The 14,191-nt window shown below is 61.6% G+C and carries 11 protein-coding genes; 4 read left to right on the top strand and 7 right to left on the bottom strand.

Features of this window, described 5'->3' with window-relative positions:
• Positions 1-46 precede the first annotated feature (46 nt).
• On the bottom strand, positions 47-535 hold the full coding sequence (gene rraA, locus MST27_RS08520) for a ribonuclease E activity regulator RraA (protein WP_243605539.1): 489 nt from the start codon (positions 533-535) through the stop codon (positions 47-49).
• A 122-nt stretch (positions 536-657) separates the two neighbouring features.
• Positions 658-3,030, bottom strand: a complete 2,373-nt coding sequence (gene ppsA / locus MST27_RS08515) for a phosphoenolpyruvate synthase (protein WP_243605538.1) — start codon at positions 3,028-3,030, stop codon at positions 658-660.
• Positions 3,031-3,186: 156 nt separating this feature from the next.
• Between ppsA and ppsR the strand changes: the two genes are divergently transcribed.
• The gene (gene ppsR / locus MST27_RS08510; RefSeq protein ID WP_243605537.1) at positions 3,187-4,005 is read left to right on the top strand and encodes a posphoenolpyruvate synthetase regulatory kinase/phosphorylase PpsR; all 819 of its coding nucleotides are present in this window, start codon (positions 3,187-3,189) and stop codon (positions 4,003-4,005) included.
• A gap of 98 nt (positions 4,006-4,103) precedes the next feature.
• Here ppsR and prpF read toward each other — a convergent pair whose 3' ends face one another.
• The 5 genes from prpF to MST27_RS08485 all read right to left on the bottom strand — a co-directional run bounded on the left by prpF (position 4,104) and on the right by MST27_RS08485 (position 10,835).
• Positions 4,104-5,297 carry a 2-methylaconitate cis-trans isomerase PrpF gene (gene prpF / locus MST27_RS08505; RefSeq protein ID WP_243605536.1) on the bottom strand — a complete coding sequence of 398 codons (1,194 nt, stop codon included), beginning with the start codon at positions 5,295-5,297 and terminating at the stop codon, positions 4,104-4,106.
• An 87-nt stretch (positions 5,298-5,384) separates the two neighbouring features.
• Positions 5,385-7,982, bottom strand: coding sequence for a Fe/S-dependent 2-methylisocitrate dehydratase AcnD (gene acnD / locus MST27_RS08500; protein WP_243605535.1), 2,598 nt, complete (start codon positions 7,980-7,982; stop codon positions 5,385-5,387).
• Between the two features lie 60 nt (positions 7,983-8,042).
• Positions 8,043-9,170: a bifunctional 2-methylcitrate synthase/citrate synthase gene (gene prpC, locus MST27_RS08495; protein WP_243605534.1), complete on the bottom strand. Its 1,128-nt coding sequence runs from the start codon at positions 9,168-9,170 to the stop codon at positions 8,043-8,045.
• Positions 9,171-9,228: 58 nt separating this feature from the next.
• Positions 9,229-10,116: a methylisocitrate lyase gene (prpB, locus tag MST27_RS08490; protein WP_243605533.1), complete on the bottom strand. Its 888-nt coding sequence runs from the start codon at positions 10,114-10,116 to the stop codon at positions 9,229-9,231.
• On the bottom strand, positions 10,113-10,835 hold the full coding sequence (locus tag MST27_RS08485) for a GntR family transcriptional regulator (RefSeq protein ID WP_243605532.1): 723 nt from the start codon (positions 10,833-10,835) through the stop codon (positions 10,113-10,115). Before MST27_RS08485 ends, prpB begins: the two co-directional genes overlap by 4 nt.
• A gap of 259 nt (positions 10,836-11,094) precedes the next feature.
• Between MST27_RS08485 and rloA the strand changes: the two genes are divergently transcribed.
• From rloA to MST27_RS08470, 3 genes are read left to right on the top strand one after another with little or no spacing between them, the layout of a single operon-like run.
• The gene (rloA, locus tag MST27_RS08480) at positions 11,095-11,631 is read left to right on the top strand and encodes a retropepsin-like aspartic peptidase RloA (protein ID WP_243605531.1); all 537 of its coding nucleotides are present in this window, start codon (positions 11,095-11,097) and stop codon (positions 11,629-11,631) included.
• Positions 11,632-11,635: 4 nt separating this feature from the next.
• Positions 11,636-13,162, top strand: coding sequence for an osmotic stress tolerance membrane protein RloB (rloB, locus tag MST27_RS08475; RefSeq protein WP_243605530.1), 1,527 nt, complete (start codon positions 11,636-11,638; stop codon positions 13,160-13,162).
• 3 nt (positions 13,163-13,165) lie between these two features.
• Complete coding sequence (locus MST27_RS08470) at positions 13,166-14,149, top strand: alpha-L-glutamate ligase-like protein (RefSeq protein ID WP_243605529.1); 984 nt, start codon at positions 13,166-13,168, stop codon at positions 14,147-14,149.
• Positions 14,150-14,191: the final 42 nt, after the last annotated feature.

Raw genomic sequence — 14,191 nt, 5'->3', positions numbered from 1 at the left:
TAAAAAAGCCCGGCGTTGCCGGGCTCGAAGCTTACGCAGTTGGCACCTATTCGGGCATCTTCAACGGTTCGGGCGAAACCACGATGCCATTATTATCGGCGTAGACGTAGTTGCCAGGCCGGAAGGTGACGCCGCAGAAGGTCACCGGCACATTCAGATCGCCGATGCCGCGTTTGTCGGTCTTCATCGGATGCGTCGCCAAGGCCTGTACACCCAACTCGGTCTGTGCGATCACATCGACATCACGTATGCAGCCGTAGATGATCAAGCCTTCCCACCCGTTGCGCGCCGCCTTCTCGGCGAGCATGTCGCCCAGCAGCGCTCGGCGCAGCGAACCTCCACCGTCGACGACCATAACCTTGCCGGCACCGTCGAGCTCTACCTGCTCCTTGACCAGCGAGTTGTCTTCGAAACACTTGATGGTGACGATCTGACCACCGAACGAGTCGCGACCACCGAAGTTGCTGAACAGAGGCTCCACGACCTGCACCAGGTCCGGGTAGGCGTCGCAAAGATCGGGCGTGACGTATTGCATGAGACGCTCCTTACGTTGCCGACTAGCCCCGGCTTGGCGCAAGCCAGAGCAGCCGAAGCACTATATTGAAGTCGGCGCGAGAATGAGACTGTGAAAGGGGGCGAGCCCCCTTTCCACATTACTTACTTCAGTTCCGCGTCAGCGAGGAAAAACCAGGTATCCAGGACCGAATCGGGGTTCAGCGAGACGCTTTCGATGCCCTGCTCCATCAGCCATTTTGCAAGGTCGGGGTGATCGGATGGGCCTTGGCCGCAGATACCGATGTACTTACCCGCCTTGTTGCACGCCTCGATGGCGCTGGCCAGTAGTTTCTTGACCGCCGGATTACGCTCGTCGAACAGATGGGCAATGATGCCCGAATCGCGATCGAGACCGAGTGTCAGCTGGGTCATGTCGTTCGACCCGATGGAGAACCCGTCGAAGTGCTCGAGGAACTCATCGGCCAGCAGCGCGTTGGATGGCAGCTCGCACATCATGATGATCCGCAGGCCGTTCTCGCCACGCTTGAGGCCGAATTGCCCAAGGATGTCGATGACCTGCGACGCTTCACCCAAGGTCCGTACGAACGGAACCATCAGTTCGACGTTGGTCAGGCCCATCTCGTCGCGGACCTTGCGCATGGCGCGGCATTCGAGCTCGAAGCAGTCACGGAAGGAGTCGCTGATATAGCGCGACGCACCGCGGAAGCCGAGCATCGGGTTCTCTTCTTCCGGCTCGTAGAGTTTGCCGCCGATGAGGTTGGCGTATTCGTTGGACTTGAAGTCCGACAGGCGCACGATGACCTTCTTCGGCCAGAACGCTGCCGCCAGCGTACTGACGCCCTCGACCAGCTTCTCGACATAGAAGTCGACCGGATCGCCATAACCGGCGATACGTTTCTCGACGCTGCCCTTGATGTCCGCCGGCAGGCCGTCGAAATTCAACAGCGCTTTCGGGTGCACGCCGATCATGCGGTTGATGATGAATTCGAGACGGGCCAGACCCACGCCTTCGTTCGGCAACTGGGCGAAATCGAACGCACGGTCGGGGTTGCCAACGTTCATCATGATCTTGAACGGCAGCTCGGGCATGGCATCGATGGAGTTCTGGCGGATGTCGAAGCCCAGCTCACCCTCGAAGATCAGGCCGGTATCGCCCTCGGCGCAAGTTACGGTTACGCGCTGGCCGTCCTGCAACAGTTCGGTGGCGTTGCCGCAACCGACGACAGCGGGAATGCCCAGCTCACGGGCGATGATCGCGGCATGGCAGGTACGACCGCCACGGTTGGTGACGATGGCACTGGCGCGCTTCATCACGGGCTCCCAGTCCGGGTCGGTCATGTCGGAGACCAGCACGTCGCCCGGCTGAACCTTGTCCATTTCGGAGACGTCGCGAATGATCTTGACCGGGCCGGCGCCAATGCGCTGGCCAATCGCACGGCCTTCGACCAGTACCTTGCCTTTTTCCTTGAGCAGGTAGCGCTCCATGACATTGGCGCTGCTGCGGCTCTTCACGGTCTCCGGGCGGGCCTGGACGATATAGAGCTGGTTGTCGTCACCGTCTTTCGCCCATTCGATATCCATCGGACGGCCGTAGTGCTGCTCGATGATCATCGCCTGCTTGGCAAGGTTGGAGACCTCTTCGTCCGTCAGACAGAAGCGCATACGGTCGGCCTGCTCGACATCCACGGTCTTGACCGACTTGCCGGCACGAGCCTCCTCACCGTACACCATCTTGATGGCCTTGCTGCCGAGGTTGCGGCGCAGGATCGCTGGACGGCCGGCCTGCAGGGTGTGCTTGTGGACGTAGAACTCGTCAGGGTTGACCGCGCCCTGCACCACGGTCTCGCCGAGGCCATAGGCACCGGTGATGAATACGACGTCGCGGAAACCGGACTCCGTATCCAGCGTGAACATCACGCCCGCGGTGCCGGTTTCCGAGCGCACCATGCGCTGGACGCCGGCGGAGAGCGCAACCAGCTTGTGGTCGAAGCCCTGGTGCACGCGGTACGCAATGGCGCGATCGTTGAACAGGGAGGCGAAGACTTCCTTGGTGGCGCGAATGACATTGTCGACGCCACGGATGTTGAGGAAGGTTTCCTGCTGCCCGGCGAAAGAGGCGTCTGGAAGGTCTTCGGCGGTGGCAGATGAGCGAACGGCGACCGCCATATTCTCATTGCCAGCTCCCATTTCAGCGAACGCGGTACGGATGTCGGCGTCGAGCTGCGGCGGGAATTCGGCATCCATGACCCAGCCTCGGATCTGCGAGCCGGCCTTGGCGAGGGCATTGACATCATCGACGTCCAGCGCGTCGAGCAGCGAGTGGATCTGCTCGTTCAGTCCGCTGAGTTCCATGAAGTCGCGATACGCCTGAGCCGTAGTGGCGAAACCACCGGGCACCGAGACACCGGCACCCGCCAGGTTGCTGATCATCTCGCCCAGGGAGGCGTTCTTGCCCCCTACACGCTCAACATCATGATTGCCGAGCTTATCGAGGGAAACTACGTACTCTACCAAGGTGATCTCTCCACGTTGTGTTGGAAACTCGATTCGTGCCCTTCCGCGGCACGGTGGCCTGGCCCTGCGAAATAAGTAACAATGCCCGCCAATCGAGGCTCGGCGAAGGGGCCTACTATAGCTGAGAACCGTTCTTGACTTAAGGTCCCAGGCGCAATGAAACGAACTGCTTTCTTTATCTCCGACGGCACCGGAATCACGGCCGAAACACTCGGCCAGAGTCTGTTGGCACAGTTCGAAACGATCAGCTTCACCAAACTGACCCGCCCGTATATCGATACGGCCGAAAAAGCGCGGGCAATGGTACAGCAAATCAACAAAGCGGCGGAGAACGACGGGGCGCGGCCGATCATCTTCGACACGCTGGTCAACCAGGAGATTCGGGACATATTGGCCGAGTCGAATGGATTCATGATCGACATCTTTTCCTCTTTCCTTGCTCCGCTGGAACATGAACTGATGTCACGTTCCTCCTATTCCGTGGGCAAATCCCACTCGATCAGCCATAACGCGAACTACATGGAGCGAATCGATGCGGTCAATTTCGCCCTCGATAACGACGATGGTGCTCGCACGCACTACTACGACAAGGCCGACCTCATTTTGGTCGGCGTGTCCAGGTGCGGCAAAACGCCTACCTGCCTCTACATGGCCATGCAGTACGGCATCCGCGCGGCGAACTACCCGCTGACCGAAGACGACATGGAGCGGCTGCAGCTGCCGAATGCGCTGAAGACGCATCGCGACAAGCTGTTTGGCCTGACAATCGACCCCGACCGACTGGCCGCGATCCGCAATGAGCGCAAGCCCAACAGCCGCTATGCCAGTTTCGCCCAGTGTGAATTCGAGGTCCGCGAGGTCGAGAGTCTCTTCCGGCGCGAGAACATCAACTTCATCAACTCGACGCATTTTTCAGTCGAGGAAATATCCGCGAAGATCCTCGTCGAGAAAGGCGTCGAGCGCAGGCTCAAATAGTCACCGGTTCGCTAGACAACAAAAAGTCCGCTTAGTGCGGACTTTTTGTTGTCTGATAGCGATCAACCCGGCCAGGTGATGGAGACGCCACTGCGGTTTTACAGGCCTTCGCCTGGGACGCGCACCCACCCTTCCATGAGAATGCGCGCACTGCGACTCATGCTGGCCTTGAGCACAGTCCAGTTGCCATCGACCTGGCGCGCCTCGGCGCCCACCCGGAGCGTGCCCGAGGGGTGCCCGAACACCACTTCAGATCGATCGCCTCCGCCAGCGGCGAGATTGACGAGCGTTCCCGGAACCGAAGCCGCGGTGGCAATGGCGACGGCGGCGGTACCCATCATCGCGTGGTGCAGTTTGCCCATCGACAGCGCGCGCACCAGCAGATCCACCTCTTCCGCATGCACTGTCTTGCCGCTCGACGACAGATAGTCGGCAGGCTTGGCAACGAACGCAACCTTGGGCGTGTGCTGCCGCTTGGCGGCCTGCTCCGCGGACTCGATCAGCCCCATGCGGATCGCGCCCTGAGCGCGAATCGATTCGAACATGGCGAGCGTTTCAGGGTGCCCATTGATGGCGTCCTGCAATTCGGTGCCCTTGAAGCCGACGTCCTTGGCGTTGATGAAGACGGTCGGAATGCCCGCATTGATCAGGGTTGCCCTGAGCACGCCGACGCCAGGCACATCCAGGTCGTCGACCAGCTTGCCGGTAGGAAACATCGAGCCGCCGCCCTCGCCTTCCCCTTCGTCCGCCGGGTCAAGGAATTCCAACACGATCTCCGCCGCCGGGAAGGTCACACCGTCAAGTTCGAAATCGCCGGTTTCCTGGACCGCTCCGTCGCTGACCGGTACATGGGCAATGATGGTCTTGCCGATATTGGCCTGCCAGATCCGTACGCTGCAGGTGCCGTCGCGCGGGATACGTGCCGGGTCGACCAGGCCGGCGTGGATGGCGAAAGCGCCCGCTGCAGTGGACAGGTTTCCGCAGTTGCCGCTCCAGTCGACGAATGCGGTGTCGATCGAGACCTGGCCGTAGAGATACTCGACGTCATGCTCAGCGCGTTCGCTGCGCGACAGGATCACGCATTTGCTGGTACTCGAGGTAGCACCGCCCATACCGTCGGTGTGCTTGCCGTAGGGGTCCGGGCTGCCGATGACACGCATGAACAGCCGGTCCCGCGCCTCGCCGGGGACCTGCGCAGCAGGCGGCAGGTCTTGCAGACGGAAGAATACGCCTTTGCTGGTCCCGCCACGCATGTAGGTCGCGGGGATTCTCATCTGGGGTGCGTGGGCCATCGAAGGTGTGCCTCATGAGATGGGGCGGCGAACAAGCAGCGCCGCCTGGATAAGGGTTCGCCGGGGCCGCTGCGCCCCGGCGCGTCGTCAGGATTGGCCGAGAAAATCCTTGGCAAAACGCTGCAGCACGCCGCCGGCATCGTAGATCGATACCTCTTCGGCAGTGTCCAGCCGGCAGATGACGGGCACTTCGATGCGTTCGCCATTCTTGCGCGTCATTACAAGTGTCAGCGTGGCACGAGGCGTGCGCTTACCGATCACGTCGAAGGTTTCGCTGCCATCGATGCCAAGCGTAAGGCGCGTCGTTCCAGGCTCGAATTCCAGCGGCAGCACACCCATGCCGACCAGGTTGGTCCGGTGAATACGCTCGAACCCTTCAGCCACAATGGCTTCCACCCCGGCCAATCGAACGCCCTTCGCTGCCCAGTCACGCGAGGATCCCTGCCCATAGTCCGCGCCCGCGATGATGATCAGCGGCTGCTTGCGGTTCATGTAGGTTTCGATCGCTTCCCACATCCGCATCACGGTGCCATCCGGCTCCACGCGCGTCAGCGAGCCTCTCTTCACCTGCCCATCAACCACCGCCATTTCGTTGACCAGCTGTGGATTCGCAAAGGTGGCGCGCTGCGCAGTCAGGTGATCGCCGCGGTGGGTGGCATAGGAGTTGAAGTCTTCCTCAGGCAAACCCATCCTCGCCAGGTATTCGCCCGCCGCGCTGTCCGGCAGGATCGCATTGGAGGGCGACAGATGGTCGGTGGTGATGTTGTCCGGCAGCACCGCCAGCGGACGCATGCCCTTGAGCGCACGCTCGCCAGCCAGCGCCCCTTCCCAGTACGGCGGGCGACGGATGTAGGTCGACATCGGCCGCCAGTCATACAACGGGCTTTCAGCCTCCCTGACCGTGCCCAGATCGAACATGGGAATGTAGATCTGCTTGAATTGCTCGGGTTTGACCGACGACGCGACGATCGCGTCGATTTCCTCGTCGCTGGGCCAGAGATCCTTCAAGGTGATCGGCTTCCCTTCGGCATCGTGGCCCAGTACGTCCTGCTCGATGTCGAAACGCACCGTACCTGCGATTGCATAAGCCACGACAAGGGGCGGCGAAGCGAGAAAGGCCTGCTTGGCGTAGGGATGGATGCGCCCGTCGAAGTTGCGATTGCCGGAAAGCACGGCCGTCGCGTAAAGGTCGCGCTCGATGATTTCCTGTTGGATTTTCGGATCCAGCGCGCCCGACATCCCGTTACAGGTGGTGCAGGCATAGGCCACGATGCCAAAGCCGAGCTTCTCCAGTTCGGTCAGCAGGCCAGCCTCCTCCAGGTAGAGCTTCGCCACTTTCGAGCCGGGCGCGAACGAGGTTTTCACCCACGGCTTGCGTACGAGCCCCAGCGCATTGGCCTTTTTCGCCAGCAGACCGGCAGCGACCACGTTGCGCGGGTTGGAGGTGTTGGTGCAGCTTGTGATCGCGGCGATGATAACCGCCCCGTCGGGCATCAGACCCTGCGCTTCCTCGGCCTTTGCCTTGTCCAGGTCGACTGCGATACCGCGCTCGTGCAATGCCGTGGTCGGCAGGCGCCGATGGGGGTTGGACGGCCCCGCCATGGTGCGCTCGACGCTGGACAGGTCGAATTCGAGCACGCGCTCGTATTCGGCATCGACCAGTGCATCAGCCCAGAGGCCGGTGGTCCGCGCGTAGTGCTCGACCAGCGCCACCTGCTCCGGCTCACGCCCGGTCAGCTTGAGGTAGTCGATGGTCTGCTGGTCGATATAGAACATTGCTGCTGTGGCGCCGTATTCCGGGCACATGTTCGAGATGGTTGCGCGGTCGCCAATGGTCAGGCTCGCCGCACCCTCGCCGAAGAACTCGACGTAAGCGCCGACGACGCGCTCGCGGCGTAGAAATTCGGTCAGCGCCAACACGATATCCGTCGCAGTGATGCCCGGCTGCCGCTTGCCCTCCAGACGCACACCGACGATATCCGGCAGGCGCATCATCGAGGCACGCCCGAGCATGACCGTTTCCGCTTCCAGCCCACCGACGCCGACCGCGATCACACCCAGCGCATCGACGTGAGGGGTGTGGCTGTCCGTGCCGACGCAGGTGTCGGGGAAGGCCACGCCATGGCGCGCCTGGATGACCGGGGACATCTTTTCCAGATTGATCTGGTGCATGATCCCATTGCCAGCGGGAATCACGTCGACATTCTTGAACGCCGTCTTGGTCCACTCGATGAAGTGGAAACGGTCCTCGTTGCGCCGCTCCTCGACCGCTCGATTCTTTTCGAACGCGTCGGGGTCGAAGCCCGCGTACTCGACCGCCAGCGAGTGGTCGACGATCAGTTGAGTTGGCACGACCGGATTGACCTTCGCCGGGTCACCGCCCTGCTCGGCGATGGCATCGCGCAGGCCGGCCAGGTCCACCAGAGCGGTCTGGCCGAGGATGTCGTGGCAGACCACCCGCGCCGGGTACCAGGGGAAATCGAGGTCGCGCCGACGCTCGACGATCTGCCGCAGCGAATCGCCCAGCAACGCGGGATCGCAGCGACGCACCAGCTGCTCGGCCAGCACGCGCGAGGTGTAAGGCAGCTTGTCGTAGGCACCCGGCTGGATCGCTTCGATGGCGGCGCGCGTGTCGAAGTAGTCCAGCTGCGTGCCGGGCAAAGGTTTGCGGTGTTCTGTATTCATGCCGGAAAGACTCGATTCGGTGTGTGCATGTCCGGGGAGCACTCGGCTCCCCGTTGTCCATCAGCGCTCGGCGAGCGGAACGACCGCGCGCTGCTCCGGGCCGATGTAGTCGGCACTCGGCCGGATGATGCGGTTGTTGCTGCGTTGTTCGAACACATGGGACGCCCAGCCGGTTACCCGCGAGCAAACGAAGATCGGCGTGAACAGCTTGGTGGGGATGCCCATGAAGTGATACGCCGAAGCGTGGTAGAAGTCGGCGTTGGGGAAGAGCTTCTTCTGTGCCCACATGGTCTCGTCGACCGCGACCGACACCGGATACAGGACGGTGTCACCGACCTCGTCGGCAAGCTTTTTCGCCCAGACCTTGATCACCTCGTTGCGCGGATCCGACTCTTTATAGATCGCATGGCCGAATCCCATGATCTTGTCCTTGCGCTCGAGCATGCCGAGGATGCCCTGCACCGCCTCGTCTGGCGACTTCCATTGCTGAATCATGTCCATCGCGGCTTCGTTGGCACCGCCATGCAACGGGCCACGTAGCGAGCCGATAGCGCCGGTCACGCAGGAATAGAGGTCGGAGAGGGTCGAGGCGCAGACACGTGCAGTGAAGGTCGACGCGTTGAACTCGTGCTCGGCGTAAAGAATCAGCGAGACGTTCATCACCTTGACATGCAGATCGCTCGGTTTCTTGCCGTGCAGCAGCGCCAGAAAATGCCCGCCCAGGGTGTCCTCATCACTGTTACAGTCGATCCGCACCCCGTCATGACTGAAGCGATACCAGTAGCACATGATTGCCGGGAAGGCCGCCATCAGCCGCTCGGCCACGTCGCGCTGCTGATCGAAGCTGAGCTCGGGCTCAAGTGTGCCCAGCATGGATGCGCCGGTGCGCATCACGTCCATCGGATGTGCACTCGATGGAATGCGCTCGAGCACTTCCTTGAGCGCTTGCGGCAGGTCGCGCATCGTCTTCAGGCGCGCCTTGTAGCGGGCCAACTGATCCACGTTGGGTAGCTCGCCATGGAACAGCAGATGGGCGACTTCCTCGAAATCGGCCACGGCGGCCAGGTCGCGCACGTCATAACCACGATAGGTCAGACCCGCACCTTCCTTACCGACGGTGCATAGTGCGGTCTGGCCGGCGATCTGCCCGCGCAGCCCCGCCCCGCTCAGTACTTTTGCTTCAGCCATTGCGTTCTCCTTCTTGGATTTATTCTGGATATTGCAAAGTCGCTTCGTGCTACGCGCTTCAGCCCTTCTTCTGCGCGAACAGCGCGTCAAGGCTCTGCTCGAATGCGTGATAGTTGATGCGCTCGTACAACTCCATGCGGGTCTGCATGGTGTCGACGACGTTCTTCTGAGTGCCGTCGCGGCGGATGGCGGTGTAGACGTTTTCCGCGGCCTTGTTCATTGCGCGGAAGGCCGACAGTGGGTAAAGCACCAGCGAGACGTCGACGCTTGCCAGCTCATCGGTGGTGTACAGCGGCGTCGCGCCGAATTCGGTGATATTCGCCAGGATGGGCGCGCCGACGCGCTCGGCGAACTGCTTGTACATGGCCAGCTCGGTGATCGCCTCCGGGAAGACCATGTCGGCCCCCGCCTCGACGCAGGCTTGAGCACGTTCGAGTGCCGCATCCAGCCCCTCGACGGCCAGCGCGTCAGTTCGCGCCATGATCACGAAGCTGTCGTCGGTGCGGGCGTCAACCGCCGCCTTGATCCGATCGACCATCTCCTGCTGGCTCACGATTTCCTTGTTGGGCCGATGGCCACAACGCTTGGCGCCGACCTGATCCTCGATATGGATCGCAGCGGCACCGAACTTGATCATCGACTTCACGGTACGCGCCACGTTGAATGCCGAAGCGCCGAAACCGGTATCGACATCGACCAGCAACGGCAGATTGCAGACGTCGGTGATCCGGCGGACGTCGGTCAGCACGTCGTCCAGCCCGGTGATGCCCAGGTCCGGTAGTCCTAGCGAGCCGGCCGCTACGCCGCCGCCGGAGAGGTAAATCGCCTTGAAGCCGGCGCGCTTGGCAAGCAGCGCATGGTTGGCGTTGATCGCGCCGACCACCTGCAGAGGATGCTCACTGGCGACGGCGTCGCGAAAGCGTTGGCCGGGTGTTGGAAGTGTCATGCCTCACCTCTTGTCTGTGGTGTCTGTTGGCGAACGCCCTGGTAGTGACGCTCGATGTTGCGCTTGGACGCGCAGATATGGCGGCGCATCAGCAGCTCGGCCAGTTCACCGTCCCGGTCGGCGATCGCATCAAGGATGCGGTGATGCTCGGCGAAGGCCTGGCGCGGCCGGTTGGGAGTGGTCGAAAACTGGATCCGGTACATCCGTACCAGTTGATAGAGCTCGCTGCAGAGCATCTGGGTGAGGGTACGGTTGCCGCTGCCCTGGATGATGCGATAGTGGAAGTCAAAATCGCCTTCCTGCTGGTAATAGCCCACACCAGCCTGGAAGGCCTCGTCACGCTCGTGCGTATCGAGCACACGGCGCAACTCGTCGATTTCCGCCTCGCTCATACGCTCGGCGGCGAGACGGCATGCCATGCCCTCCAGTGATTCGCGAATCTCATAGAGTTCGATGAGTTCGGCGTGGCTCAAGGACACCACCCGCGCCCCGACATGAGGAACCCGGACGAGCAGCTTCTGGCCTTCGAGCCGGTGAATGGCTTCGCGCAGCGGCCCGCGGCTGATGCCATAGGTTCTGGCGAGCTCAGGCTCCGATATCTTGCTGCCAGGCGCGATGTCCCCGCGGATGATCGCGGCCTGGATCGAGCGGAACACATGCTCGGAGAGGGTTCCGCTATCGGCGGTAGCTGACGAGTTCGGAATGAGCGTATCGAGCATATTGTTGACACTTGCGACGAGTTTTCCGCAAATCTACGCCTGTAAACTGCAGAGGGTCAACGTATACCAAGGTAGATTGTCGACACATCAACATCGAGAGACGACATGCAAGCGCTGCATTGGCCTTCTCGCGACCCCAAGGACGCCATGCTAGAATGCAGCGATACTTCGCCGCGGTCAGCGTTCGCTGTTCGTGATCGTTCAAGCGCATGTGCCGTTGTTCCGCCATGCTTCTTCCGACTCGACTACGCCTGGATCTATGAGCGTCAGACCCTACCTTCTACTGCTGTGCCTACTGCCTGTCCCTCTGCTTTCGCATGCCGCCGACAAAACCATCTACGGCCTGAACGAGCACGTGGCCTTACCTGGTTTCGATCTGGAAGTGCAAGCCAAACTCGACACCGGGGCGCAAACCGCCTCACTCAGCGCACGCGATATCGAGCGCTTCAAGCGCGACGGCAAGAGCTGGGTGCGTTTCTACCTGGCGATTGACGAGGCCCATGACCGCCCCATCGAGCTGCCCCTGCAACGCATCAGCAAGATCAAGCGACGCGCCGGCGATTTCGACCCGGACGAGGACAAGACTTACACACCGCGCCCGGTCGTCGAACTGGACCTCTGCATGGGCGCGGCTCGGCGCAGCATCGAAGTGAACCTCACCGATCGCAGTGCCTTTCAATACCCGCTTCTGATCGGCTCCGACGCCCTTACCCGCTTCGGGGCGCTGGTCGACCCGAGCCTCACCTACGCTGCCGGCAAACCTGGCTGCATTACCGTATCCGACGCTGACGAGTAACCCAATGCGCTCCCTGACCCTGCACCTCAAAGTCTTGATCTTCCTGCTCGTCACGCTGGGAGTCGCGATCACGGCGTACCAGATCTTCTTCCTCGGCATTCCCGTGACCGAAGACGAGACGGACGATCTGTGGAACATCGACGCCAAGATCGAATTCCAGACCAACGCGCGCGAGCCGGTGAAGCTGCAGATGTACGTGCCGCCACTGACCCAGGAATTCGTCAGCCTCAACGAGAGCTTCATCTCGAACAACTATGGCGTCAGCATCAACCGCGCCGACGGCAACCGCCGCGTCACCTGGTCCGCACGCCGCGCGAACGGCAACCAGACCCTCTACTACCGCCTGGTGCTGACGCGCCGCTACAGCGGCGAGCAGACCAAGACCACCGGCCCCATCTTCCGCGACAGCATCCCGGTCGAAGGCGCCGAAAAGATCGCCGCAGAAGCCTTGCTTTCGCCGATCCGCCAGCATTCGGCCGACGTCGAGACCTTCATCAGCGAGGCCATCAAGCGCGTCAACAATGCCAACGACGACAATGTGAGGCTGCTGCTTGGCGGCGACGCCTCGACTGCCAACAAGGCACGTGTGGTCGAACTGCTGCTGTCCATTGCGCACGTCCCGATGGAGCGTGTGCATACCATTCGCCTGGCCGCCGACACGGCGCAGTCCCCTGAACTTTGGTTGCGCAGTTTCAACGGCGACAAATGGCTCTACTTCAACCCCGAGAACGGCGAGCAAGGCCTGCCCAAGGATCGCCTGATCTGGTGGACAGGTGACGACCCGCTGCTCAGCCTCGAAGGCGGCCGCAACGCGCAGGTCACCTTCACGCTCAACAGCAGTGAAATGAACGCCATCCGCCTGGCCAAGCTGACGGACGAAAACACGGACGCCGACTTCCTCGAGTACTCGCTATACGGCCTGCCACTGCAGACCCAGCAGACCTACCAGATCATGATCATGATCCCGATCGGCGTATTGGTGATCCTCATTCTGCGGAACCTGGGCGGCCTGCAGACACTGGGCACATTCACCCCGGTGTTGATTGCGCTGGCCTTCCGCGAAACCCAGCTGGGCTTCGGCATTATTCTGTTCACCCTGATCACCGCGCTCGGCCTTTCGCTGCGCTCCTACCTCGAGCACCTCAAGCTTCAGATGCTGCCGCGTTTGTCCGTAGTCCTGACGTTCGTGGTGGTGCTGATCGCCGTTATCAGCCTGCTCAGCCACAAGCTGGGCCTGGAACGCGGCCTGTCGGTGGCCCTGTTCCCGATGGTGATCCTGACGATGACCATTGAGCGTCTGTCGATCACCTGGGAAGAGCGCGGCGCCAGCCATGCCTTCAAGGTCGCCGTCGGTACCCTGATTGCCGCCACGCTCGCGCACTTGCTGATGAGCATCCCGGAGCTGACCTACTTCATCTTCACCTTCCCGGCCGTGCTGCTGATCATGGTGGGCTTCATGTTGGCGATGGGTCGCTACCGCGGCTATCGCCTGACCGAGCTGTTCCGATTCAAAGCCTTTCTGAAGGATTGAGCCATGTTCGGTCTGATCAAGACGTGGAAGGCCCTTGAAGCCAAGGGCATCATGGGCATCAACCGCCGTAATGCGGACTATGTGCTCAAGTACAACAAGCGCCACCTGTATCCAATCGTCGATGACAAGATCATCACCAAGGAACGGGCGGTCGAGGCCGGCATCGACGTGCCGGAGCTGTACGGGATCATCGAAACCGAGAAGGACATCGACAAGCTCAGGGATATCGTCAAGGACCACGTCGACTTCGTGGTCAAGCCCGCCCAGGGCGCAGGCGGTGACGGCATCCTGGTCATCGCCGACCGCTTCGAGGGGCGCTATCGCACGGTGTCCGGCAAGATCATCACCCACGAGGAAATCGAGCATCAGATTTCGAACATCCTCACCGGGCTTTACTCGCTGGGTGGCCACCGTGACCGCGCATTGATCGAGTACCGCGTCACACCGGATCCGATCTTCAAGAGCATCAGTTACGAAGGCGTCCCGGACATTCGCATCATCGTGCTCATGGGGTATCCGGTGATGGCGATGCTGCGTCTGCCGACCCGCCAATCCGGCGGCAAGGCAAACCTGCACCAGGGCGCCATCGGCGTCGGGGTCGATCTGGCGACCGGCATCACACTCCGCGGTACCTGGCTGAACAACAAGATCACCAAGCACCCCGACACGACCAACGCGGTGGATGGCGTACAGCTGCCCAACTGGGACGGCTTCATGAAGCTGGCCGCCGGCTGTTACGAGCTGTGCGGGCTCGGCTACATCGGCGTCGACATGGTGCTGGATCAGGACAAGGGCCCGCTGATCCTCGAGCTCAACGCCCGCCCCGGCCTGAACATCCAGATCGCCAACGACTGCGGCCTGACCCACCGCGCCCATGCCATCGAGAACCGCATCGAGGCGCTCAAGGAAAAAGGTGTCCAGGAAACGCCCGAAGAGCGCGTCCGCTTCGCCCAGGAGCTGTTCGGCCACATTCCCAGCCACGCCTGACCCTGGCCCGGCGAACGCCGGGTCATCAACCGAACGACTCGA

Origin of the sequence: Stutzerimonas marianensis, from assembly GCF_022810315.1 — a bacterium.
Classification (GTDB): domain Bacteria; phylum Pseudomonadota; class Gammaproteobacteria; order Pseudomonadales; family Pseudomonadaceae; genus Stutzerimonas; species Stutzerimonas marianensis.
Note: the sequence above shows the minus strand (reverse complement) of the source record. Positions and strands in the feature narration are given on the sequence as shown.

Coding starts and splice junctions, on each gene's coding strand:
- rloA (WP_243605531.1), top strand. CDS start 11,095: ATGAGCGTCAGACCCTACCTTCTACTGCTGTGCCTACTGCCTGTCCCT.
- ppsR (WP_243605537.1), top strand. CDS start 3,187: ATGAAACGAACTGCTTTCTTTATCTCCGACGGCACCGGAATCACGGCC.
- acnD (WP_243605535.1), bottom strand. CDS start 7,982: ATGAATACAGAACACCGCAAACCTTTGCCCGGCACGCAGCTGGACTAC.
- prpF (WP_243605536.1), bottom strand. CDS start 5,297: ATGGCCCACGCACCCCAGATGAGAATCCCCGCGACCTACATGCGTGGC.
- rraA (WP_243605539.1), bottom strand. CDS start 535: ATGCAATACGTCACGCCCGATCTTTGCGACGCCTACCCGGACCTGGTG.
- prpB (WP_243605533.1), bottom strand. CDS start 10,116: ATGACACTTCCAACACCCGGCCAACGCTTTCGCGACGCCGTCGCCAGT.
- prpC (WP_243605534.1), bottom strand. CDS start 9,170: ATGGCTGAAGCAAAAGTACTGAGCGGGGCGGGGCTGCGCGGGCAGATC.
- rloB (WP_243605530.1), top strand. CDS start 11,636: ATGCGCTCCCTGACCCTGCACCTCAAAGTCTTGATCTTCCTGCTCGTC.
- MST27_RS08470 (WP_243605529.1), top strand. CDS start 13,166: ATGTTCGGTCTGATCAAGACGTGGAAGGCCCTTGAAGCCAAGGGCATC.
- MST27_RS08485 (WP_243605532.1), bottom strand. CDS start 10,835: ATGCTCGATACGCTCATTCCGAACTCGTCAGCTACCGCCGATAGCGGA.